The organism is Streptomyces melanogenes, from assembly GCF_014649795.1.
Classification (GTDB): domain Bacteria; phylum Actinomycetota; class Actinomycetes; order Streptomycetales; family Streptomycetaceae; genus Streptomyces; species Streptomyces noboritoensis.
Genome location: NZ_BMTS01000012.1, coordinates 289,079 through 309,442 on the forward strand (window position 1 = coordinate 289,079; position 20,364 = coordinate 309,442).

Below are 20,364 nucleotides of genomic sequence, written 5' to 3' on the forward strand. Positions count from 1 at the left end.
ACTGCTGGTCGATGACGACCCAGCAGCTGCGCATCCCCGCCCCGTCCGCCGCCCCCGACCCGGGCGCCGCCGGCCGCCGCACCCGGTACGCCGCCGTCGCCGCCACCTGGCTCGCCACGCGCGCGTTGATGCTCTACCTCCTGATCGACGACTCGATCGGCGTCGGCGGAGTGACCGGCGAGGTGTACGTCCTGTACCGCCAGTGGTACGAACAGCTGACAGCCGGTCACTTCCCCTACGGCGACTCCACCTGGCAGTACCCGCCGGGCGCGGGCGCGGTGATCCTCGCCCCCTCGCTGCTGCCGTTCCTGACCTTCTTCCAGGCGTTCGTCGCGCTGACCCTGGCCGCCGACGCGCTGATCGCCTTCGCGCTGGTACGGGCCGGGGCCCGGGCGGGCGGCAGCCCGGCGGGCGCCTGGCTGTGGGTGGGCGGCCTGCCGCTGCTGCTGCACCTCCCGTACGGCCGCTACGACGTCCTGGTCACCGCCCCTGCCGTGGCCGCCCTGCTCTGCGTACGGCGCAGACCGCGGCTCGGCGGGGCGCTCGCGGGCCTCGGCGCCCTCGTCAAGGTCTGGCCCGCCCTGACCCTGCTCGGCACCCCGCGCGGTCGCACCACGCGCGCGTCGTGGATGTCGGCGCTCGGCGCGGCCGCCACCCTGCTCGCCGTCCTCGCCCTCGGCTTCAGCCACACCCTCGACTTCCTGCGCCAACAGGGGAACCGGGGCGTCCAGATCGAGTCCCTCGGCGGCACCGCCCTCCAGCTCGCGCACCTCTTCGCGCACTGGCCCGGCCGGGTCGTCTACCGGTACGGGGCCATGGAGTTCACCGGCCCGTACGTGTCCAGTGTGGCGCGGCTGGCGCTCGCCCTGACCGCGGCCGCGTTCTGCTGGCTGCTGCTGTGGCGGGTCAGGGCGTGCCGGTGGACGGCGGCCACCCCGGCGGACGCGGCGCTCTGCGCGGTCCTGCTGTTCACCGTGACCAGCCGGGTGATCAGCCCGCAGTACCTGGTCTGGCTGCTCGGCCTCGCCGCCGTGTGCCTGACCTCCCGGCAGACCAGCCAGCGGCCCGTCGCCCTGCTGACGCTGCCCGCCGCGGCCCTCAGCGCCCTCGCCTTCCCGACCCTGTACGACCAGGTCATGGCCGGGACCGCGGTCGGCACCTCGCTGATGGTCCTGCGCAACGCACTGCTGCTCGGCGCCGCTTTGCTCTCCTGCCGCCGCCTGTGGACGGCGACGGTCGCGCGGCCCGTTGTCAGTGGGCCGCGATAGTCTCGTTCCCGATCGGCAGGAAGGCCTCGGCAGTGCCGCAAGAGGCCCTGGGGGAAGGGGGATCGAGGTGTCCGACACACATTTCGCGCCGCTGCGCGCGGACGACCCGCGCCAGATCTCCGGCTATGTCCTCGAAGCCCGCATCGGCGAGGGCGGCATGGGCACGGCCTACCTCTCCCGCACCCGGGGCAACCAGCCCGTGGCACTGAAACTGATCCGCAGGGAGTACGCGGAGAACGAGGAGTTCCGCCGCCGCTTCGCGCGCGAGGTCGAGGCCGCCCAGCGGGTGTACGGCGCCCATGTCGCCCCCGTCCTGGACCACTCGGCGCAGGGCCCCCGCCCTTGGCTCGCCACCCGCTACATCCCGGGCATCCCGCTCGACGACGCCCTGGAGGCGCACGGACCGCTGCCGCCCGGCGCCGTGCTGCACCTGTTGGCCTGCGCGGCCCGCGCGCTGGACTCCGTGCACCACGCCGGGGTGATCCACCGCGATGTGAAGCCCGGCAACCTGCTGCTCGCCGCCGACGGCCCCTGGCTGCTCGACTTCGGCATAGCCAAGGCCGCCGGGGCGGTCCGGCTCACCACCACCGGACGGCTGGTGGGCACCCCGAAGTACATGTCGCCCGAGCATGCCCTCGGACGTGAACTCACCCCGGCCGCCGACGTCTTCGCGCTCGGGCTGCTCGCCGGTCTCGCCGCCACCGGGCGGCATCCGTACGGGAAGGGCAGCGCCCTGGCGGTCGCCGCGCGCATCGCGGGAACCGACCGCGAGCCGCCGGACCTCACGCCGTACCCCGAACCGCTGCGCGAGGTGCTGCGGCTCTGTCTGGCCGCCCGGCCCGAAGAGCGGCCCGCCGCAGCCGAGTTGGCCGCGCTGTGCCGTCGGCTTTCCGGCCGGGGCCCGCTCGACTTCGCCGGCTGGCTGCCCGCGCCGCATCTGGCCGCGATCGCCACCAGGGAGGCGGCGGCCCGGCTGCGGATGGCCCTGCCGGACGCCCCGACGGTCCCGGCGATGCCCCCGACCGCGCCGCTGACGGTCCGTGATCCCGACGCGGCCGAGTTCATCCGCCGAGTGCGCGGGACCAGGCGTTCAGGAGCTGAGTAGTACCCGCGACCGCCGCCCGCGTAGGCTCTGCGCCCGCAGGAGTTGACGGCACGTCGGGTGCCACGATCGGGGGAGGAACCATCAGCAGATCCGGCGACACACTCAGTCCACTCGGGCCCGAGGACCCGCGCGAGACCGCCGGTTACCAGCTCCTCGCCCGTATCGGCGAGGGCGGCATGGGCACGGTCTACCTCTCGCACACCCGCGGCGGACAGCCGGTCGCACTCAAGGTGATCCGCCGGGAGTACGGGCAGGACGCCGACTTCCGCCGCCGCTTCGAGCAGGAGGTGCAGGCCGCCCGCCGCGTGCAGGGCTACCACATCGTGCCCGTGGTGGACCACGACACCAGCGGCGCCCAGCCCTGGCTCGCCACGCAGTACGTGCCGGGCCTCTCCCTGCACGACGCGCTGACCTCGTTCGGCCCGCTGCCGCTGGCCGCCGTCTTCCAGCTCGTCGGCTGCGCGGCGCAGGCGCTGACCGCCGTGCACGCCGCCGGGGTGATCCACCGCGACCTCAAGCCCAGCAACGTGCTGCTCGGCTCCGGCGGCCCGTACGTGATCGACTTCGGCATCGCGCGCGCCGCCGACGCCACCCAGCTCACCGCGAGCGGCGGAATGATCGGCACGCCGCAGTACATGTCGCCGGAGCACGCGCTGGGCGAGCAGCTCACGCCCGCCACCGACGTGTTCTCGCTCGGACTGATCGCGGCCGTCGCGGCCACCGGCCGCCATCCGTACGGCGACGGCGGCGCCATCACCGTGGCCGCGCAGATCGCCAACTCCGCGCACCGCCCGCCGGACCTGAGCGGCTACCCGGCCGAGCTGCGCCCGCTCCTGGAGTGCACACTGGCCGCCGACCCGGCGCAGCGCATCACCCCGGCCGACCTCGCCCCGCTCTGCGAGCAGGCGTCGGGGCGCGGTCTGCGGGACTTCACCGGCTGGCTGCCGGACGCGGTGGCGGCGGAGATCGCCCGCAGCGAGCAGGCGGCCGCGGCGCCGCCGAAGCCCACCCCGGCCCAGCCCCCGCTGCCGCCCACGGCGGCCCCGGCGATGCCCCCGGCCCCGCCGCAGTCGGCTCCGCAGGCTCCCCAGGCCCCGCCGACAGTGCCCCCGACCGCCCAGCCGACGCCCGCCCCGCAGACCGGCGCCGTTCCCGGGTACGGCACGGCGGCGTACGGCGCCCCGTCCCCGTACGACACGGGGTACGGCAGCGCTGGCTACGGCACGGCCCCGCAGCCCGCCGTCACCCACCCCCAGGCCCACGCCCAGGCGCCCGCCCCGGCGCCGAGCACGTCGCAGAAGAAGCCGAAGCGCCGGATCCGTACCGTCCTCATGGCGGCCGCCCTGGTCGTGGCGGTCGGTGCGGGCGCGGCCGCGGCGGTCTGGTTCACCAAGGGCAAGAAGGACGACGACGCCGAGGCCAAGGGCGGTACGACGCAGTCGCCCGCCGCGAAGAACCCGCCGAAGGAGTCCCCGTCGGCGGACTCGACGCCCTCGGCGGGCGCGAGCGACGACACGGCGCTGCCCGCCAACGTCACGTACACGGTGGTCTTCCAGGACAAGCCGATCACCGTGCGGACGCCGGAGTCGCTCTCCACCACGCAGATCGACTTCGACGTCCCGGCGGTGGACCCGACCGGCAAGCTCGCCTACGACAACACCGAGTTCGAGGCGCGTGACGACCGGCTGGACTTCAAGCAGGCGCTCGGCAAGGCGAACGGCACCACGCCGGAGCTGTGCCGCGAGGGCGCGCTGCAGAACCCGCTGCCCAAGTCGGCCACGGCCCAGATGCTCAACGACGACCATCTGATCAAGGCGGGCGACACCATGTGCTCGGTCACCACCAAGGGCAATCTGGCCATGTGGAAGATCACCAAGGTGACCCCGTCCACGGACAAGGACATCCCAGCGTTCGAGGGCACGGTAACGCTCTGGAAGGCGACGCGCTAAGCGCGCCAGGGCAGAAAGAAGGGGGGCACCCACCTCGCGGTGGGTGCCCCCCTTCTTCAGCCCTTCAGCCCTTCAGCGCGACTCAGCTGTGCGTACGCAGCAGCGTCCGCATGGTCCGCATCGCCACCGACAGGTTCGCCAGGTCGAACGCGTCCGAGCCCTGGATCTCCTCCAGCGTCGTGCGCGCACGGCCGAGGATCGCCGCGTTCTTCTCCTCCCACGCCTTGAACCGCTGCTCGGGCGACGACGTTCCGTTGCCGACCGAGAGCACGTCCTGGGTGAGACCCGCGTGCGCCGCGTACAGGTCCTCGCGGATGGAGGCGCGGGCCATCGACTGCCAGCGGTCGGCCCGCGGGAGCTCGATGATCCGGTCCATCAGCTGGGTGATCCGCAGCCGGTCCGCGAGGTCGTAGTACACCTCGGCGACGGCCAGCGGGTCCTTGCCGGTGCGGCCCGAGATCGCCACGACGTCGAGCGACGGGAACGCGGAGGAGAACCCGGCGACCCGGCGCGCGAGCTCGTCCGGCACGCCGGCCGCGGTGAGCTCGTCCAGGATCGACTGGTACCACTCCAGGTCCGCGCCCTTGAGCATGTTCGCCAGCTCGCCCCAGACCTTCTCGACGCCCTCGCCGAAGTCCGCGATGGTCTCGGCGATCTGGAGCGGCTGCGGCCGGTTGTTGAGCAGCCAGCGCGTGCCGCGCTCGACGAGACGGCGCGAGTGGAGCCGGATGCGGGTCTGGACGTCGGCGTCGACCTTGTTGTCGAGCGCCTCCACCGCGTCCCACACCGCGTTCAGACCGAAGATCTCGCGGGCCGCGGTCTGCGCCCGGACGATCTCCTCCATGGACGCGCCGGTCTCCTCCCGCAGGCGGTGCAGGAAGGTCGAACCACCGGTGTTGACCGTGTCGTTGACCAGGACCGTGGTGACGATCTCGCGGCGCAGCGCGTGCCCGTCGATGGCCTCGGGGAACTTCTCGCGCAGCTGCTTCGGGAAGTACGCGTGGAGCAGCTTCTGCAGGTACGGGTCGTCCGGCAGGTCCGTGTGGACCAGCTCGTCGGCCACCGTGATCTTGGTGTACGCGAGCAGGACGGCGAGCTCGGGCTGGCTCAGCCCGCGCCCGTTGTTGAGCAGCTCGCGGATCTGGCGGTCGGTCGGCAGGAACTCCAGGCCGCGGTCCAGGTGGCCGTCGCGCCCGAGGCGGCGCATGAACCGCTGGTGGGCGTGGAGCAGCGACGGCGACTGCGCGACCGCGTTGGCCAGGGCCGTGTTCTGCGCGTAGTTGTTGCGCAGCACCAGCTTGCCGACCTCGTCGGTCATCTGGGCGAGGATCTTGTTGCGCTGCTTGACGGTCATGTCGCCGTCCGCGACCAGGCCGTTGAGCAGGATCTTGATGTTCACCTCGTGGTCGGAGGTGTCCACGCCCGCGCTGTTGTCGATCGCGTCGGTGTTGACCTTGCCGCCGTTGCGGTCGAACTCGATCCGGCCGAGCTGGGTCAGACCCAGGTTGCCGCCCTCGCCGACGACCTTGACCCGCAGGTCCTCGCCGTTGACGCGGATCGCGTCGTTGGCCTTGTCGCCGACGTCCGCGTTGGACTCGGCGGACGACTTCACGTACGTACCGATGCCGCCGTTCCACAGCAGGTCCACCGGCGCCTTGAGGATCGCCTGCATCAGCTCGGCGGGCGTCAGCTTGGTGATGCCCTGCTCGATGCCGAGGGCCGCGCGCATCTGCGCGTTGACCGGGATCGACTTGGCGGTACGCGGGTGGATGCCGCCGCCCGCGGACAGCAGCTCCTTGTTGTAGTCCGCCCAGGAGCTGCGGGGCAGGTCGAACAGCCGGCGGCGCTCTGCGTACGAGACCGCCGCGTCCGGAGACGGGTCGATGAAGATGTGGCGGTGGTCGAATGCGGCGACCAGGCGGATGTGCTCGGAGAGCAGCATGCCGTTGCCGAACACGTCACCGGACATGTCGCCGACGCCCACGACCGTGAAGTCCTGGGTCTGGCTGTCGTGGCCGAGCTCGCGGAAGTGCCGCTTGACGGACTCCCAGGCACCGCGCGCGGTGATGCCCATGCCCTTGTGGTCGTATCCGGCGGAGCCGCCGGAGGCGAACGCGTCGCCGAGCCAGAAGTCGTAGCTGATCGCCACGTCGTTGGCGATGTCCGAGAAGGTCGCGGTGCCCTTGTCGGCGGCGACCACCAGGTAGGTGTCGTCCTCGTCGTGGCGCACCACGTCGGACGGCGGCACGACCTCGCCCGCCACCAGGTTGTCGGTGATGTCGAGCAGCGCCGAGATGAACGTCTTGTACGAGGCGATGCCCTCGGCCAGCCACGCGTCGCGGTCCACGGACGGGTCTGGGAGCTGCTTGGCGACGAAGCCGCCCTTGGCGCCGACCGGCACGATGACGGTGTTCTTCACCATCTGCGCCTTGACCAGGCCGAGGATCTCCGTACGGAAGTCCTCGCGGCGGTCGGACCAGCGCAGACCACCGCGCGCGACCTTGCCGAAGCGCAGGTGCACGCCCTCGACGCGCGGCGAGTACACCCAGATCTCGAACGCCGGGCGGGGCGCCGGCAGGTCCGGGATGGCCTGCGGGTCGAACTTCATCGAGACGTACGCGTGGGGGTTGCCCTCGGCGTTCTTCTGGAAGTAGTTCGTCCGCAGCGTCGCCTTGATGACGGTGAGGAAGGAGCGCAGGATGCGGTCCTCGTCGAGCGAGGCGACCTGGTCGAGCGCGCCGTCCAGCTCTTCGAGCAGTCCGTCGATGAGCTCGGTGCCCGCGCTCTGGCGGCCCGGCGACATCCGCGCCTCGAAGAGCGAGACCAGCAGCCGGGTGGTGTGGACGTTGTCGCGGAGGGTGTCCTCCATGTAGTCCTGGCTGAAGGTCGAACCGGCCTGGCGCAGGTACTTGGCGTAGGCGCGCAGCACCATCGCCTGGCGCCAGTTGAGCCCGGCGCGCAGCACCAGCGAGTTGAAGCCGTCGTTCTCGGCGGCGCCGGTCCAGGTGGCGGCGAAGGCCTCCTGGAAGCGCTCGCGGGCGTCGTCCGCGAGGTAGTCGCCGTTGCCGTTGAGCTTCTTCGGCAGGCGCAGGCCGAAGTCGTAGATCCACGCGTGCGTGCGGTCGGCGCAGCGCAGCTCGTAGGGGCGCTCGTCGGTGACCTCGACGCCCAGGCGCTGGAGGACCGGCAGCACGGCCGAGAGCGAGACCTGCTCGCCGATGCGGTAGATCTTGAACCGGCGCTCGCCGGGCGCCGCGTTGACCGGCTCGTACAGCGAGAGCGCGAAGTCCTTGCGGCCGTGGGTGAGCTGCTCCAGGTGGACCAGGTCGGCCACGGCGGCGCGCGGCGAGTGGTCGGCCTTGTAGCCCTCGGGGAAGGCGTGGCCGTAGCGGCGCAGCAGCTCGGCGGCGCGCTCCTCGCCGCACTCGGCGTTCAGCGCGTCGGAGAAGCCGTCGGCCCAGGAGCGGGCGGCCTCCACCAGGCGGGCCTCGATGCGCTCGGTGTCGGCGTCGGTGAGGTCGGGCAGCTCGGTGCCGGCGGGCACCCGCACCACGAAGTGGAGCCGGGACAGGATCGACTCGGTGTTCCAGGCGGTGAAGTCGACGCTGGTGCCGCCGAGCTCCTCCTTGAGGATGTCGATGAGCCGCAGCCGCACGCCCGTGGTGTAGCGGTCGCGGGGCAGGTAGATCAGCGCCGAGTAGTAGCGCCCGTACTCGTCCTGGCGCAGGTAGAGGCGCAGGCGGCGGCGCTCCTGGAGGTAGAGCACCGAGGTGACGATGGACCGCAGCTGGTCGGCCGGGGTCTGGAACAGCTCGTCGCGCGGGTAGGTCTCCAGGATCTGGAGCAGGTCGCGGCCGTCGTGGCTGTTGGGCGAGAACCCGGCGCCGCGCAGCACCTCGTCGACCTTGCGGCGCACGACCGGGACGCGGCGGACCGACTCGGTGTACGCGGCCGAGGAGAACAGGCCGAGGAAGCGGCGCTCGCCGACCACGTTGCCGTTCTCGTCGAACTTCTTCACCCCGACGTAGTCGAGGTAGGAGGGCCGGTGCACGGTGGCCCGGCTGTTGGCCTTGGTGAGCACCAGGAGCTTGTGCTCGCGGGCCTTGGCGCGCGCGTCGGCGGGCAGCCGCTCGAAGGACGGGCTGACCGGGTGGCTGTCGTCGCCGCCGTGCTGCGGGTCGGAGCGCAGGATGCCGAGGCCGGTGCCGGGCACGGCCGCCAGCGAGTCGTCCTCGCGCAGCTCGTACTCGCGGTAGCCGAGGAAGGTGAAGTGGTCGTCGGAGAGCCAGCGCAGCAGCTCCCGGGCCTCGTCCACCTCCTCGTCGTTCAGGTCGCCCGCCTTGGGCTCCTTGGGCAGCTCGTCGGCGATGCGCAGCGCGGAGTCGCGCATCTTCTCCCAGTCCTCGACGGCTTCCCGTACGTCGGACAGCACCCGCAGCAGGTCGGCGGTGATCTGCTTCAGGTCGGCGCGGTCGGTCTCGCGGTCGATCTCGACGTGGATCCAGGACTCGGTGAGCGCGTCGTGCGGCAGGCCGCCGGTCTGGGCGCCGGTGTCCAGGACCTCGATGAGCTTGCCGGTGAGGTCGCGGCGGACCACGACCTGCGGGTGGATCACTACGTGGATGCCGCGGCCCTGGCGGGAGAGCTCGTTGGTGACGGAGTCCACGAGGAAGGGCATGTCGTCGGTGACGACCTCGACGACCGAGTGGCTGCACGTCCAGCCGTTCTCCTCGACGGTCGGGGTGTGCACCCGCACGCTCGCCGTGCCCTGGGGGCGGTTTTCGGCCAGCCTGTAGTGCGACAGGGCGGCGCCGAAGACGTCGACCGGGTCGCGGTCCGTGAGGTCCTCGGGAGCGGTGTGCAGGTAGTAGCGCTGGAGGTACCCGAGGACGGCGTCCCCGCCAGGACCTTCCTCCCCCGCGGTCCCGGTAGTGGCTGCCCGGTCCTGGGGGGCGCCCCCCAGACCGCCGGGGCCCCCCACCGGGCTGTTCTCAGCTACCCGGGCGGCCCGTGCGAGCAGCTCGGCCTTGGCTTCGTCCAGCTTGGTCTGCATGTCCTCTGGCTCCTGTCGCGCGCCGTTGCGTGACGTAGGTAGAAGCGGCGCAACGCCACGACGCGGGGTGTCCGGTCGGAGTCGACGTTATGCCGCGATGAGAGATGCCCGGGTCGTTATTGGCCATTTTCGGCGAAGGGCCCGGGATACGGGAATCAGCGAGGGCCCGGGCACTGTGGCACTCCGGGCGCAGGGCAGGGGCGTCAGTGCCCCTGCGGGATATCGCGCTGATCACGGGTCAAGGCTATCGCCCCGCCCCCCCGAACCGTCATGAGCCGTATGTGTACAAAAGCGGGGCCCGAAGTTTGACAGTCTGGACAGCGACGCGCGCCGTCCGTGTGCCCTCTTGGCAAACCGGCCGGGCCGGGGCACGTTTGCCCCGTACGCGCGGTGCGCCGAGCGGCACCGCGCACACCCCTGGGAACGGCGGGGCGAAGAGCCCCGCGCACCCTGTACGAGCCAGGCACGCACGGTCGACTCCGGGAGCACCGATGGCAGCCAAGATCCTGATCGTGACCGGCGACGCGGCGGAGTCGCTGGAGGTCCTCTACCCCTACCAGCGGCTGCGCGAGGAGGGCTACGACGTCCACATCGCCGCCCCCGCCCGCAAGAAGCTCCAGTTCGTGGTCCACGACTTCGAGCCGGGCTTCGACACGTACACCGAGAAGCCGGGCTACACCTGGCCGGCCGACCTGGCCTTCTCGGAAGTCGATCCCGGCCAGTACGCCGCGCTGGTGATCCCGGGCGGCCGGGCGCCCGAATACCTGCGCAACGACCCCGAGCTGCGCAAGATCCTCAAAGCCTTCTTCGACACGGACAAGCCGGTCGCCCAGATCTGTCACGGTCCCCTCCTGACCGCCGCGATCGGCGGCCTCAGCGGCCGCCGGGTCACCGCGTACCCCGCCCTCGAACTCGACATGCAGGCCGCCGGCGCCAGCTTCCGCGACGCGGAAACGGTCGTCGACGGCACCCTGGTCTCCGCCCGCGCCTGGCCGGACCACTCCACGTGGATGCGGGAGTTCCTGACCGTGCTGCGGGCGAAGGCGCCGGTGACGTAACCGGGGCGCGGCCTCTCCGGGCACACCTGGGTGCCCCTCTGGGCGGCCCGGGAGGCCGGGCTCGCCGTCAGGCGGCCCTCAGCGCCGCGTGCGGGGCGTCTCCGGGCGTCCCGCACCATCCGGTGCCCTGCGGTGCCCGCGGACCCCGCCACGTCCGTACGAGGCCGTCAGCCCGCCAGCAGCTCCGCCGTCTCGACCGCCTCCGCCAGCGTGTCCACCACCGGCACGCCCGCCACCGCGAGGCTGGCCCGGCTGTGCGACCCGCCGGTGAACAGCACCGCCCGCGCGCCGACGTGCGCCGCGGCCACGGCGTCGTCCACCGCGTCCCCGATCACCACGACCCGGTCGGCGGATATCCCCTCGCCCGCCTCCCGCAGCAGCGTCAGATGCCGGACCATGTGCTCGGCCTTGCTGCCGTGCGAGGGGCCGGTGCGCCCGTCGACGCGCAGGAAGTGCTCGGTGATGCCGTGCCGGCGCACGATCGGCACCAGGTGCTCGTGGGGCGCCATCGACAGCAGCGACTGGCTGCGCCCGGCCGCCCGGCGCGCGGCGAGCAGCTCGGCGGCGCCCGCCGTGAGCGCGCAGGCGTCCGCCCGGCGCCAGTAGTGCTTGTGGAACGCCTCGTCCATCACGAGCCACTCCGCCTCGGTCGGCAGCCGCCCCATCAGCCGCTCGTAGAAGCGGGGTATCGGCACGCAGTACAGCTCGCGGTACCGCTCCAGCGTGATCGGCTCCAGGCCGAGCTCCGCGAAGGCGGCGTTGGTCGCCTCGATGACCGCGGTGATGTCGTCGAGCAGTGTGCCGTTCCAGTCCCAGACCAGATGCGTCGTGCGCTTCCCCATGCCAGAACGGTACCCACCCCCACTGACAACGGACCGCGCTCGGGCCCTTGAGGTGCCCAAAGGTGCAGGTCAGCCGTGCTGTCAGCCGATCAGGTTGGGGATCTCCTGCACCCCGAACCACAGCAGCTCGTGGTCCTCGGCGCCGTCGACCGTGAACTGCGCGTCGTCGTCGCCCTTGTCCGCCGCGCCCAGCGCGTCGGCCGCCGCCGCGACGTCGGTGACCGCGTCGTCCGCGTCCACGTGCACCGCGGCCGCCTTGGCCAGCGGCACCGGGCCGGAGATCCGCACCTCGCCGAGCGCGCTCGCGTCCAGGCTGCGGTCGGGGTCGGCGGAGGCGGCCCCGTCGGGCACGTCCACGGCGACCACGACCCGGCGCCTGGCGGCCTCCGGGTCCCCGGCGAGCAACCGCAGCGACGCCGCCGCGGCCCGGCTCAGCGCCGCGTACTCCAGCTCCTCGATGTCGTCCGAGACGTACCACTCGCGCAGCCCCGGCGTGACGGCGTAGGCGGTCAGCGGGCCGGAGCCGAGCTCTCCCGCCGTGTGCGCCGTCGCAAGACCAGGGAGGGTCAGAGGGAGGTACACGCGCATGACAGGCCGCTCTTTTCTGGTCGGAAGACGCACTCAGGATACGTGCGGGAGTCCCCCTTCGGGTTGCCCGCGCGGCGTCCGGGGCCTCGGGGCGCGTGGCGCCGGATTCCCCGTCGCCACCGGCCCCGCAGTGCGCCGTATCACCCTGATAGGTGAATCCCCCGGGCCCTGCCCCGCCCGCCCCGCCGCCCTTGCGACCGGCGTCGCCGCCCCCGTACAAGATCCCCAACAGAAAGCTACTCGCCGGTATCAAAGGGGGCGACAGAGATGAACAGGACCGACAGGACGCGGGCCGACGTGCGGACCGACAGGACCCGGCCCGCGGGCCGCGGCGACCGCGTGGGGCCCGGCAGGACGGGTGCCACTTCCGCCTACGCACGGCGGCAGCGGCTGCCCCGCTACTGGTTCGCGGAGCGCCTGCTCGCCGTCCTCAGCGGCCACCGCCCGGTCCACTGGATGCTGGGGCACACCGTCGGCGAGGCGTACGAGCAGCTGGTGCTGCTCGCCCCGGCCAGCCCGCTGCGTGCCTCCTGTCGCCCGGTGGTGCGGCACTGCGACGAGTACGTGCCCCAGCCGGGCGTCATCGAGGCCTTCGCCCGCATCGGGGCGGGCGACCACGTACGCGCCATGGCCTTCCGCCTGGAGCAGGGCGCCGACCTGCGCTGGCGCTGTGCGGCCGTAGAAGTGGGGCCGGGCACCCGTACGGTGCCCGGCCCCACCCGGTGACTGCGCGCGCCTCACAGGCGCCTCGCGGCTACTTCTTGCGGCGGCGGCCGCCCGTGCTCTTCTGGGCCTTGCGGCGCTCCGCGCGGGTCATGCCGTCCGCCTCGGAGCGGGCCGGCTCGTCGCCGTTGTCGAAGTCGCCCTCGACGACACCGCCCTCGCCGTCCACCGTCGGGGCGGAGAAGTGCAGCCGGTCCGGGCGCTGCGGGGCGTCCAGGCCCTTGGCCCGGATCTCCGGACGCGCCCCGGCGGGCTCCTTCTCCAGGGACGGCTTGTCGGAGGGCGCCGCGTCCTCGACCGGGACCTCCTCGACCTGCTGCTCGACCTGGACCTCCAGGTTGAACAGGTAGCCGACGGACTCCTCCTTGATGCCGTCCATCATGGCGTTGAACATGTCGAAGCCCTCGCGCTGGTACTCGACCAGCGGGTCCTTCTGCGCCATGGCGCGGAGGCCGATGCCCTCCTGGAGGTAGTCCATCTCGTAGAGGTGCTCGCGCCACTTGCGGTCGAGCACCGAGAGGACCACGCGCCGCTCCAGCTCACGCATGATCTCGGAGCCGAGCTGCTCCTCGCGCGCCGCGTACTGCTCGTGGATGTCGTCCTTGATGGACTCGGCGATGAACTCGGCGGTGATGCCCGCGCGGTCGCCCGCCGCCTCCTCCAGCTCCTCCACGGTGACCTTCACCGGGTAGAGCTGCTTGAAGGCGCCCCACAGCCGGTCCAGGTCCCACTCCTCGGCGAAGCCCTCGACGGTCTCCGCCTGGATGTAGGCGTCGATGGTGTCGTCCATGAAGTGCTGCACCTGCTCGTGCAGGTCCTCGCCCTCCAGGACGCGGCGGCGCTCGCCGTAGATGACCTCGCGCTGGCGGTTGAGCACCTCGTCGTACTTCAGGACGTTCTTGCGCGTCTCGAAGTTCTGCTGCTCGACCTGCGACTGGGCCGACGCGATCGCGCGCGTCACCATCTTGTTCTCGATCGGCACGTCGTCCGGCACGTTCGCCATCGACATGACGCGCTCGACCATCTGGGCCTTGAACAGGCGCATCAGGTCGTCGCCGAGCGACAGGTAGAAGCGGGACTCGCCCGGGTCGCCCTGACGGCCGGAGCGGCCGCGCAGCTGGTTGTCGATGCGGCGCGACTCGTGCCGCTCGGTGCCCAGCACGTAGAGCCCGCCGAGCTCCTTGACCTCTTCGAACTCGGCCTTGACGGCCTGCTCGGCCTTCTCCAGGGCGGCGGGCAGCGCGTGCGCCCACTCCTCGACGTGCTCCACCGGGTCCAGGCCGCGCTGGCGCAGCTCCGCCTCGGCGAGGTCGTCCGGGTTGCCGCCGAGCTTGATGTCGGTGCCTCGGCCGGCCATGTTCGTGGCGACCGTGACGGCGCCCTTGCGGCCCGCCTGGGCGACGATCGTCGCCTCCCGGTCGTGCTGCTTCGCGTTCAGCACTTCGTGCTGGATGCCGCGCTTGGAGAGCTGCTGCGAGAGGTACTCGGACTTCTCGACCGAGGTGGTGCCGACCAGGATCGGCTGGCCCTTCTCGTGCTTGTCGGCGATGTCGTCGACGACCGCCTCGAACTTCGCGACCTCGGTGCGGTAGATCAGGTCGGACTGGTCCTTGCGGACCATCGGGCGGTTGGTCGGGATCGGGACGACACCGAGCTTGTAGATCTGGTGGAACTCGGCCGCCTCGGTCATCGCCGTACCGGTCATGCCGGAGAGGCCGGGCTCTTCCTTGCCGTCCTGGTCGTGGCGCTTGTAGAGGCGGAAGAAGTTCTGCAGGGTGATCGTGGCGAGGGTCTGGTTCTCGTCCTTGATGTCCACCCCTTCCTTCGCCTCGATCGCCTGGTGCATGCCCTCGTTGTAGCGGCGGCCGGCGAGGATACGGCCGGTGTGCTCGTCGACGATCATGACTTCGCCGTCCATGACGACGTAGTCCTTGTCCTTCTTGAACAGTTCCTTCGCCTTGATGGCGTTGTTCAGGTAACCGACGAGCGGGGTGTTCACCGACTCGTAGAGGTTGTCGATGCCCAGCCAGTCCTCGACCTTGGCGACGCCGGGCTCGTGGATGGCGACGGTGCGCTTCTTCTCGTCGACCTCGTAGTCGCCGGTCTCCTCGATGCCCTTGAGCGGGTTGCCCGCCTCACCCTTGGTGAGGCGCGTGACCAGCTTGGCGAAGTCGCCGTACCACTTGGTGGCCTGGTCGGCCGGGCCGGAGATGATCAGCGGCGTACGCGCCTCGTCGACCAGGATCGAGTCGACCTCGTCGACGATCGCGAAGTTGTGACCGCGCTGGACGAGCTCCTCCTGGGACCACGCCATGTTGTCGCGCAGGTAGTCGAAGCCGAACTCGTTGTTCGTTCCGTACGTGATGTCGCAGGCGTACTGCGCGCGGCGCTCGGCGGGCGACATGTTGGCCAGGATGCAGCCGACCTCGAGGCCGAGGAAGCGGTGCACGCGGCCCATCATCTCGGAGTCGCGCTCGGCCAGGTAGTCGTTGACCGTGATCAGGTGCACGCCCTTGCCGGAGAGCGCGTTGAGGTACGCCGGGAGGGTGCCGACGAGGGTCTTGCCCTCACCGGTCTTCATCTCGGCGACGTAGCCGAGGTGCAGCGCGGCGCCGCCCATCATCTGGACGTCGTAGTGGCGCTGTCCGAGGACGCGCTTGGCGGCCTCGCGGACGGTGGCGAAGGCTTCCGGGAGCAGGTCGTCCAGGCTCTCCCCGTTCGCGTACCGCTCCTTGTACTCGTCGGTGAGGGCACGGAGCTCGGCGTCGGAGAGGTTCACGAAGTCCTCTTCGATGGAGTTGACCTGGTCCGCGATGCGGTGCAGCTTGCGCAGGATCTTGCCTTCGCCTGCACGCATGAGCTTTGAGAGGACGGACACGGGGGTTGGTCTCCTTGCCGGTCGGGCCTGGCGCGGTCGAGTACGGTTGATTACTTCTGGGCAACGGCCATCGTATGCGAGGACCCGCCCGCGCCGGGAGGTCTGCCATGACGACAACGGACAGGGCGCCCGGAAGGTGCCGGGAAACACGAAAAGCCCTGGCGTCCGTTCCGGCCCGGCACGGAGAATCAGCCGATGGACCCAGTCATCCTCAGCACCGAGCGCCTGCTGCTGCGCCCCGTCGGCCCGCAGGACGCGGACGCGGCGTACGCGGCCTGTCAGGACCCCGACATCCAGCGCTGGACCACCGTCCCCTCGCCCTACCTGCGCGAGCACGCCGAGTCCTTCACCGGCACCTTCGCGCCCAACGGCTGGCGGGACGACTCCGAATTCACCTTCGCGGTACTCCTCAGGGATGCCTCCGGGACGGGTGAGGCTCAGGGGGTGGCGCCGGAGGGCGCGCTGGTGGCGATGGTCGGTGTCATGCGGCGCGGCGAGAACGTCGCCGAGCTGGGGTTCTGGGCGGCCAAGGAGCACCGGGGCCGCGGCTATATGACCGAGGCGGCGGTGGCGGCGGCCCGCTGGGCCTTCACGTCGGCGGGCGTCGAGCGCCTGGAGTGGCGAGCGGAGGTCGGCAACGCGGCCTCGCGCGCGGTGGCCGAGAAGGCGGGCTTCACCATGGAGGGCACCCTGCGCGCGGCCCTCGTCCACGGCGGCACCCGCCGCGACAGCTGGGTGGGCGGCCTCCTCCCCAGCGACCTGGGCCTGCCCACTACGCGCGCGTACTTGCCGTCCGGGGGGTGAGGCGGGCGCGGGCCGTCCCGGGCCAGGGGCTCTCCCCGGTCGATTGTCAGTGCCGCCGTCTATCGTGCGGAGCATGACCAGCCTGCCGCGTCCCGCCGCTCAGCTCTCCGCCGACGAGGCCCGTCGCATCGCCCTGCGCGCCCAGGGATTCATGGGCGCCCCCGACCGCAGGGGCGGGGTGCGGGGGGTGCTGCGCCACCTGGGCGCGGTCCAGCTCGACACCATCTCGGTCCTCGCCCGGTCGCACGAGCTGATTCCGTACGCGCGTCTGGGCGCGGTGGGCCGCAAGACGGTGGACGAGGCGTACTGGACGGACGGCCACGCCTTCGAGTACTGGTCGCACGCCGCCTGCATCCTCCCCGTCGAGGAGTGGCCGCACTTCGCCTTCCGCCGCCGCGCCTACCGCTCCCGCCCGCACTGGCACCACGACCTGCCCGACGGGGCGTACGAGCAGGTGATCAAGCAGCTGCGGGCCGAAGGCCCGCTGACCGCGACGGACTTGGGCGGCGCCAAGAACAAGGGCGAGTGGTGGGACTGGTCCGAGTCCAAGGTCGCCGTCGAGCGCGCGCTGATGTACGGCGAGGTGGTGTGCACCGAACGACGCGGCTGGAAGCGGGTGTACGACCTGGCCGAGCGCGCCATCCCGGACGCCTTCCTCCACGACGAGCTGGACGACACCGAGTGCCTGCGCCGGCTCGTGGCGCTGGCGGGCCGCTCCCTCGGCGTCGGCACGCGCGCGGACATCGCGGACTACCACCGCCTCAAGGGCGAGCAGGTGGACGCGGTGATCGCCGACTCCGGCCTGGTGCCCGTCACCGTCCAGGGCTGGGACAAGCCCGCCTGGGCGGACCCGGAGGCGCTGGCCACCGAGCCGCGCGGACGCCACCGCACGACGCTCCTGTCGCCCTTCGACTCGCTCATCTGGGACCGCGCGCGCACCGAGCGGATCTTCGGCTTCAGCCACCGCCTGGAGGCCTACACGCCCAAGCCGAAGCGGGTGTACGGATACTTCGCGATGCCCCTGCTGGCGGGCGGCAAGCTGCTCGGCCGCGCGGATCCGGCCCGCGAGGGCCGCACGCTGGTCGCCAAGCAGGTCTCCCTGGACACGCCGAAGGCCATAGCCCCGATGGCCCAGGCCCTGCTGGAGGCGGCGCGGTGGGTGGGCTGCGACGCCGTACGGATCGAGCGCGCCGACACCCCGGGGCTCGCCCGGGAGCTGACGGCGGCGATCGCGGCGGCCTGAGCCGAGGCGGCTAGCGGATCTCCAGGATCTTCTCGCGCATCGCGTACACCACCGCCTCCATCCTGGAGTGCAGCTGCAGCTTCTCCAGGATGTTGCGGACGTGGTTCTTCACGGTGTTCTCGGAGATGAACAACTCTTTGGCGATGTCCCGGTTGTTCATCCCCGTGGCGACGAGCTTGAGTACTTCCAGCTCGCGGTCGGTCAGCCGCGGCGCGGGCACCAGCCGACGCTCGTCGGTGCGCTGGATCATCGACTTGAACTCGGTGAGCAGCTTCGACGCCATCGACGGGCTGATCTGGGACTGGCCGTCCGCCACCGCCCGGATCGCGGTCGCCACCTCGTCGGTGGAGATCTCCTTGAGGAGGTAGCCCGTCGCACCCGCCTTGATCGCGTCGTAGAGGTCGGCCTCCTCGTCGCTGATCGTCAGCATGATGATCTTCGCGCTGGGGGCCACCTCCTTGATGGAGGTGCAGGCCTCGATCCCGCCGCGCCTCGGCATCCGTACGTCCATCAGCACGATGTCCGGAAGCAGGTCCGCCGCCTTGTCCACGGCCTCCGCCCCGTCGCCCGCCTCGCCGACGACCTGGATGTCCTCCTCCGCGGCCAGCACGATCTCCAGGCCGCGGCGGAACAGCGCATGGTCGTCGACGACCAGCACCCGGATCGGCTCCTTGCGCGATCCGGCCGCTTCCATGCCGGTGGGAGCCCCGTCAGAACCGTCCGCGGCCGACCCGTCGTGCACCGGCCCGAAGCTGTCTGCCATCGTTCCTCCCCCTGAAGGCCATGGCCCGAGTTGGTGTGGCTGCACCAACCGCGCTCCACGGAGCAGCGGTTGGCGTGCGACGCCATGATTTCATGCCCGGCCGACAGAGCGGTGGTCCACCGGTCGCACAGTGGTGCCCCTGGGGGCGCACACAAGCGCTCCAGGGGCATCACCGCACTCTGGTACGGCGCGCCGCACCGATCCGTTCAGCGCGCCGCCGACCTGGTCAGCCGCCGAGTGCTCCGCCGGCGCCGCTCGCGTCCTCACCGGCGAGCGGGTCCGATTCCAGATGAATCACGCCGTAGTCGTAGGCGTGCCGCCGGTAGACCACGCTGGGCTGCTTCGTCTCGGAGTCGACGAAGAGGTAGAAGTCGTGCCCGACCAGCTCCATCTCGTAGAGCGCCTGGTCGAGCGTCATCGGTGCGGCCACATGGGTCTTCTCGCGGACCACGAGCGGGCCTTCGCCCTGCACCTCGACCGATCCCATCCGGGTGATGGGAACGCGCTCCTCCATCGCACCGTCCACGAGCTCCCCGCTTCCGTTCAACTGGGCCACGCCCGGGACCACGTCGGCCACCTCGGCAGCCGAGAGCCGACCGTTGCCCCTGCGGGTGTAGCGCTTGTCGTGCTGCTTGCGCAGCCGCGCCTCCAGCTTGCTGTGGGCCAGGTCGAGGGCTGCGTACGGGTCGCCTGCCGCCGCCTCCGCCCGGATCACCGGGCCACGCGAGTGCAGCGTGATCTCCACTCGGTCGGAACGGTCGGCCTGCCGCGGGTTGTGTTCCTTGGACACCTCGACGTCGAGGCTGATTACCTTGCCGTCGAGCTTCTGGATCTTCTCCAGCTTCAGCTTCTCGGCCACGTGCTTGCGGAACCGCTCGGGTACCTCGGTCTTGCGGCCCTTGACGACGATGTCCACGCAGAACTCCGTTCCCGGATCACTCCGCCTTCACTGCGGAGCATCTCCCTCTTGCACCAGACTCCGGTGACCACCGGAGTCTCGGACTGGGCGACTTTCACCTCCTCCTCCCCCGAGGGGAAGATCGCCACCCCACCGACTTCAGGGTCGGGGAAATACCCAGAAGCAGGGCCGTGCATTCAGTGAGGCCGACTCTCGCCATTCCTCACAACCGAACATAGCTCGCTCGGACGGATGTCGGCACCCGCTACCCGCACGTACCTCCGTTCAGGTGTTTTCTCCCTCTCACTACCTGCAACGATGCAAGTTCCCTGTCAGTTCCGGTTTATTTCGAAAGATGCCGGAGTGGATGCGACGACCGCGGCTGCGGCCGTACGTTGCGCGAATCCCGCATTTGCGTGCGCCGGGGCACCGCCGACCGCCCCGGTCGTCGTCCGGCCGACGCCCGCGACGGCCCGGGCCGCCTCCACCAGCGAGGCTCCCGTGGTCATCAGGTCGTCCACCAGGACCACCCGGCCGCCCTCCAGCAGCCTGTCACCGCCCGCCGACACCTCCAGCGCCCCGCTCAGATTCGCCAGCCGCTGCCGGGCGCTCAGCCCCGACTGGTCCGCCACCGCACGCCGCTGGCGCAGCACCGCCGCCACGCGCGCGTCCGTACCCGTACGCCGCAACTCCCCGGCCGCCGCCAGGGCGATCCGGCGCGCCGGATCATGCCCGCGCGCCCGCACCGCCCGCCGCGCCGACGGCACCGGCACGAGCAGCAGCGGCCCGTCCCGGGGCGCTCCGGCGGCCGCGCGCACCGCGCCCGCGAGTGCCTGCCCGAGGACCCCGGCCAGGCCCAGGGCGCCCCGTTCCTTGTGCGCGAGCAGCACCGCCCGTACGGCGTCCTCGTACACGGCCGCCGCGTACACCACCGGCAGTCCCGCGGGCTCGGGGGCAGGTCGGACCCGCCGTGCCCGCGCACCGAGCAGCGCGGCCGCGCACCGCTCGCACAGCGCGGTACGGGGACTGCCGCAGCCGCCGCAGGCAACCGGCAGTACCAGCCCGGAGATCTCCTGCCACCATCCCCGCATGGCATCCACTGTGCCAACAGGACGGCTGCCCGGCCACCCCTGTGGAAAACCCACCGGGGCGACCGAGCCAATGTCGGAGCCGTGGAGCGACCGCCCGGGCG

Annotated in this window: 14 protein-coding genes; 7 read left to right on the forward strand and 7 right to left on the reverse strand. The window is 71.5% G+C overall.

Going from position 1 to position 20,364, the window contains the following annotated elements; genetic code table 11:
• Nucleotides 1-11 precede the first annotated feature (11 nt).
• The 3 genes from IE252_RS25990 to IE252_RS26000 all read left to right on the forward strand — a co-directional run bounded on the left by IE252_RS25990 (nucleotide 12) and on the right by IE252_RS26000 (nucleotide 4,322).
• Nucleotides 12-1,268, forward strand: a complete 1,257-nt coding sequence (locus tag IE252_RS25990) for a glycosyltransferase 87 family protein (protein ID WP_190091878.1) — start codon at nucleotides 12-14, stop codon at nucleotides 1,266-1,268.
• A 67-nt stretch (nucleotides 1,269-1,335) separates the two neighbouring features.
• Nucleotides 1,336-2,373, forward strand: coding sequence for a serine/threonine-protein kinase (locus tag IE252_RS25995; protein WP_229848793.1), 1,038 nt, complete (start codon nucleotides 1,336-1,338; stop codon nucleotides 2,371-2,373).
• Nucleotides 2,374-2,453: 80 nt separating this feature from the next.
• Nucleotides 2,454-4,322: a serine/threonine-protein kinase gene (locus IE252_RS26000; protein ID WP_268248426.1), complete on the forward strand. Its 1,869-nt coding sequence runs from the start codon at nucleotides 2,454-2,456 to the stop codon at nucleotides 4,320-4,322.
• Nucleotides 4,323-4,404: 82 nt separating this feature from the next.
• Here the strand turns inward: IE252_RS26000 and IE252_RS26005 are convergent, their stop codons facing one another.
• Nucleotides 4,405-9,375, reverse strand: coding sequence for an NAD-glutamate dehydrogenase (locus IE252_RS26005; protein ID WP_190091880.1), 4,971 nt, complete (start codon nucleotides 9,373-9,375; stop codon nucleotides 4,405-4,407).
• Nucleotides 9,376-9,866: 491 nt separating this feature from the next.
• On the opposite strand from IE252_RS26005, the gene IE252_RS26010 reads away from it, so the two are divergent.
• Nucleotides 9,867-10,433: a DJ-1/PfpI family protein gene (locus IE252_RS26010; protein WP_101388562.1), complete on the forward strand. Its 567-nt coding sequence runs from the start codon at nucleotides 9,867-9,869 to the stop codon at nucleotides 10,431-10,433.
• 167 nt (nucleotides 10,434-10,600) lie between these two features.
• Here the strand turns inward: IE252_RS26010 and IE252_RS26015 are convergent, their stop codons facing one another.
• Both IE252_RS26015 and IE252_RS26020 read right to left on the reverse strand, forming a co-directional pair.
• Nucleotides 10,601-11,275, reverse strand: a complete 675-nt coding sequence (locus IE252_RS26015; RefSeq protein WP_190091881.1) for an HAD family hydrolase — start codon at nucleotides 11,273-11,275, stop codon at nucleotides 10,601-10,603.
• An 81-nt stretch (nucleotides 11,276-11,356) separates the two neighbouring features.
• Nucleotides 11,357-11,863: a DUF6912 family protein gene (locus IE252_RS26020; protein ID WP_190091882.1), complete on the reverse strand. Its 507-nt coding sequence runs from the start codon at nucleotides 11,861-11,863 to the stop codon at nucleotides 11,357-11,359.
• A gap of 267 nt (nucleotides 11,864-12,130) precedes the next feature.
• On the opposite strand from IE252_RS26020, the gene IE252_RS26025 reads away from it, so the two are divergent.
• The gene (locus IE252_RS26025) at nucleotides 12,131-12,589 is read left to right on the forward strand and encodes an Rv3235 family protein (RefSeq protein WP_229848794.1); all 459 of its coding nucleotides are present in this window, start codon (nucleotides 12,131-12,133) and stop codon (nucleotides 12,587-12,589) included.
• Nucleotides 12,590-12,617: 28 nt separating this feature from the next.
• On the opposite strand, the gene secA is transcribed toward IE252_RS26025, so the two are convergent.
• Entirely contained in the window at nucleotides 12,618-15,464 is a 2,847-nt protein-coding gene (secA, locus tag IE252_RS26030) for a preprotein translocase subunit SecA (protein WP_190091883.1), read from the reverse strand.
• Between the two features lie 195 nt (nucleotides 15,465-15,659).
• Between secA and IE252_RS26035 the strand changes: the two genes are divergently transcribed.
• Complete coding sequence (locus IE252_RS26035; protein WP_190091884.1) at nucleotides 15,660-16,268, forward strand: GNAT family N-acetyltransferase; 609 nt, start codon at nucleotides 15,660-15,662, stop codon at nucleotides 16,266-16,268.
• Between the two features lie 73 nt (nucleotides 16,269-16,341).
• A complete protein-coding gene (locus IE252_RS26040) occupies nucleotides 16,342-17,511 on the forward strand; it encodes a winged helix-turn-helix domain-containing protein (RefSeq protein WP_190091885.1) in 1,170 nt (389 codons plus the stop codon).
• 10 nt (nucleotides 17,512-17,521) lie between these two features.
• Here IE252_RS26040 and IE252_RS26045 read toward each other — a convergent pair whose 3' ends face one another.
• The 3 genes from IE252_RS26045 to IE252_RS26055 form a co-directional block, all read right to left on the reverse strand.
• Nucleotides 17,522-18,274 (reverse strand): response regulator, encoded by a 753-nt coding sequence (locus tag IE252_RS26045; protein WP_190091886.1) that lies wholly within the window; start codon nucleotides 18,272-18,274, stop codon nucleotides 17,522-17,524.
• Between the two features lie 226 nt (nucleotides 18,275-18,500).
• Complete coding sequence (gene hpf, locus IE252_RS26050) at nucleotides 18,501-19,190, reverse strand: ribosome hibernation-promoting factor, HPF/YfiA family (protein WP_190091887.1); 690 nt, start codon at nucleotides 19,188-19,190, stop codon at nucleotides 18,501-18,503.
• 314 nt (nucleotides 19,191-19,504) lie between these two features.
• Nucleotides 19,505-20,263 (reverse strand): ComF family protein, encoded by a 759-nt coding sequence (locus IE252_RS26055; RefSeq protein WP_190091888.1) that lies wholly within the window; start codon nucleotides 20,261-20,263, stop codon nucleotides 19,505-19,507.
• Between the last annotated feature and the right edge of the window lie 101 nt (nucleotides 20,264-20,364).

What these genes read in the sequence shown, in the direction of transcription:
- IE252_RS26055 (WP_190091888.1), bottom strand. Translation starts at nt 20,263, where the DNA reads ATGCGGGGATGGTGGCAGGAGATCTCCGGGCTGGTACTGCCGGTTGCC.
- IE252_RS25990 (WP_190091878.1), top strand. Translation starts at nt 12, where the DNA reads ATGACGACCCAGCAGCTGCGCATCCCCGCCCCGTCCGCCGCCCCCGAC.
- IE252_RS26020 (WP_190091882.1), bottom strand. Translation starts at nt 11,863, where the DNA reads ATGCGCGTGTACCTCCCTCTGACCCTCCCTGGTCTTGCGACGGCGCAC.
- IE252_RS26010 (WP_101388562.1), top strand. Translation starts at nt 9,867, where the DNA reads ATGGCAGCCAAGATCCTGATCGTGACCGGCGACGCGGCGGAGTCGCTG.
- IE252_RS26015 (WP_190091881.1), bottom strand. Translation starts at nt 11,275, where the DNA reads ATGGGGAAGCGCACGACGCATCTGGTCTGGGACTGGAACGGCACACTG.
- IE252_RS26005 (WP_190091880.1), bottom strand. Translation starts at nt 9,375, where the DNA reads ATGCAGACCAAGCTGGACGAAGCCAAGGCCGAGCTGCTCGCACGGGCC.
- IE252_RS26045 (WP_190091886.1), bottom strand. Translation starts at nt 18,274, where the DNA reads ATGGCAGACAGCTTCGGGCCGGTGCACGACGGGTCGGCCGCGGACGGT.
- IE252_RS26035 (WP_190091884.1), top strand. Translation starts at nt 15,660, where the DNA reads ATGGACCCAGTCATCCTCAGCACCGAGCGCCTGCTGCTGCGCCCCGTC.
- IE252_RS26025 (WP_229848794.1), top strand. Translation starts at nt 12,131, where the DNA reads ATGAACAGGACCGACAGGACGCGGGCCGACGTGCGGACCGACAGGACC.
- IE252_RS26040 (WP_190091885.1), top strand. Translation starts at nt 16,342, where the DNA reads ATGACCAGCCTGCCGCGTCCCGCCGCTCAGCTCTCCGCCGACGAGGCC.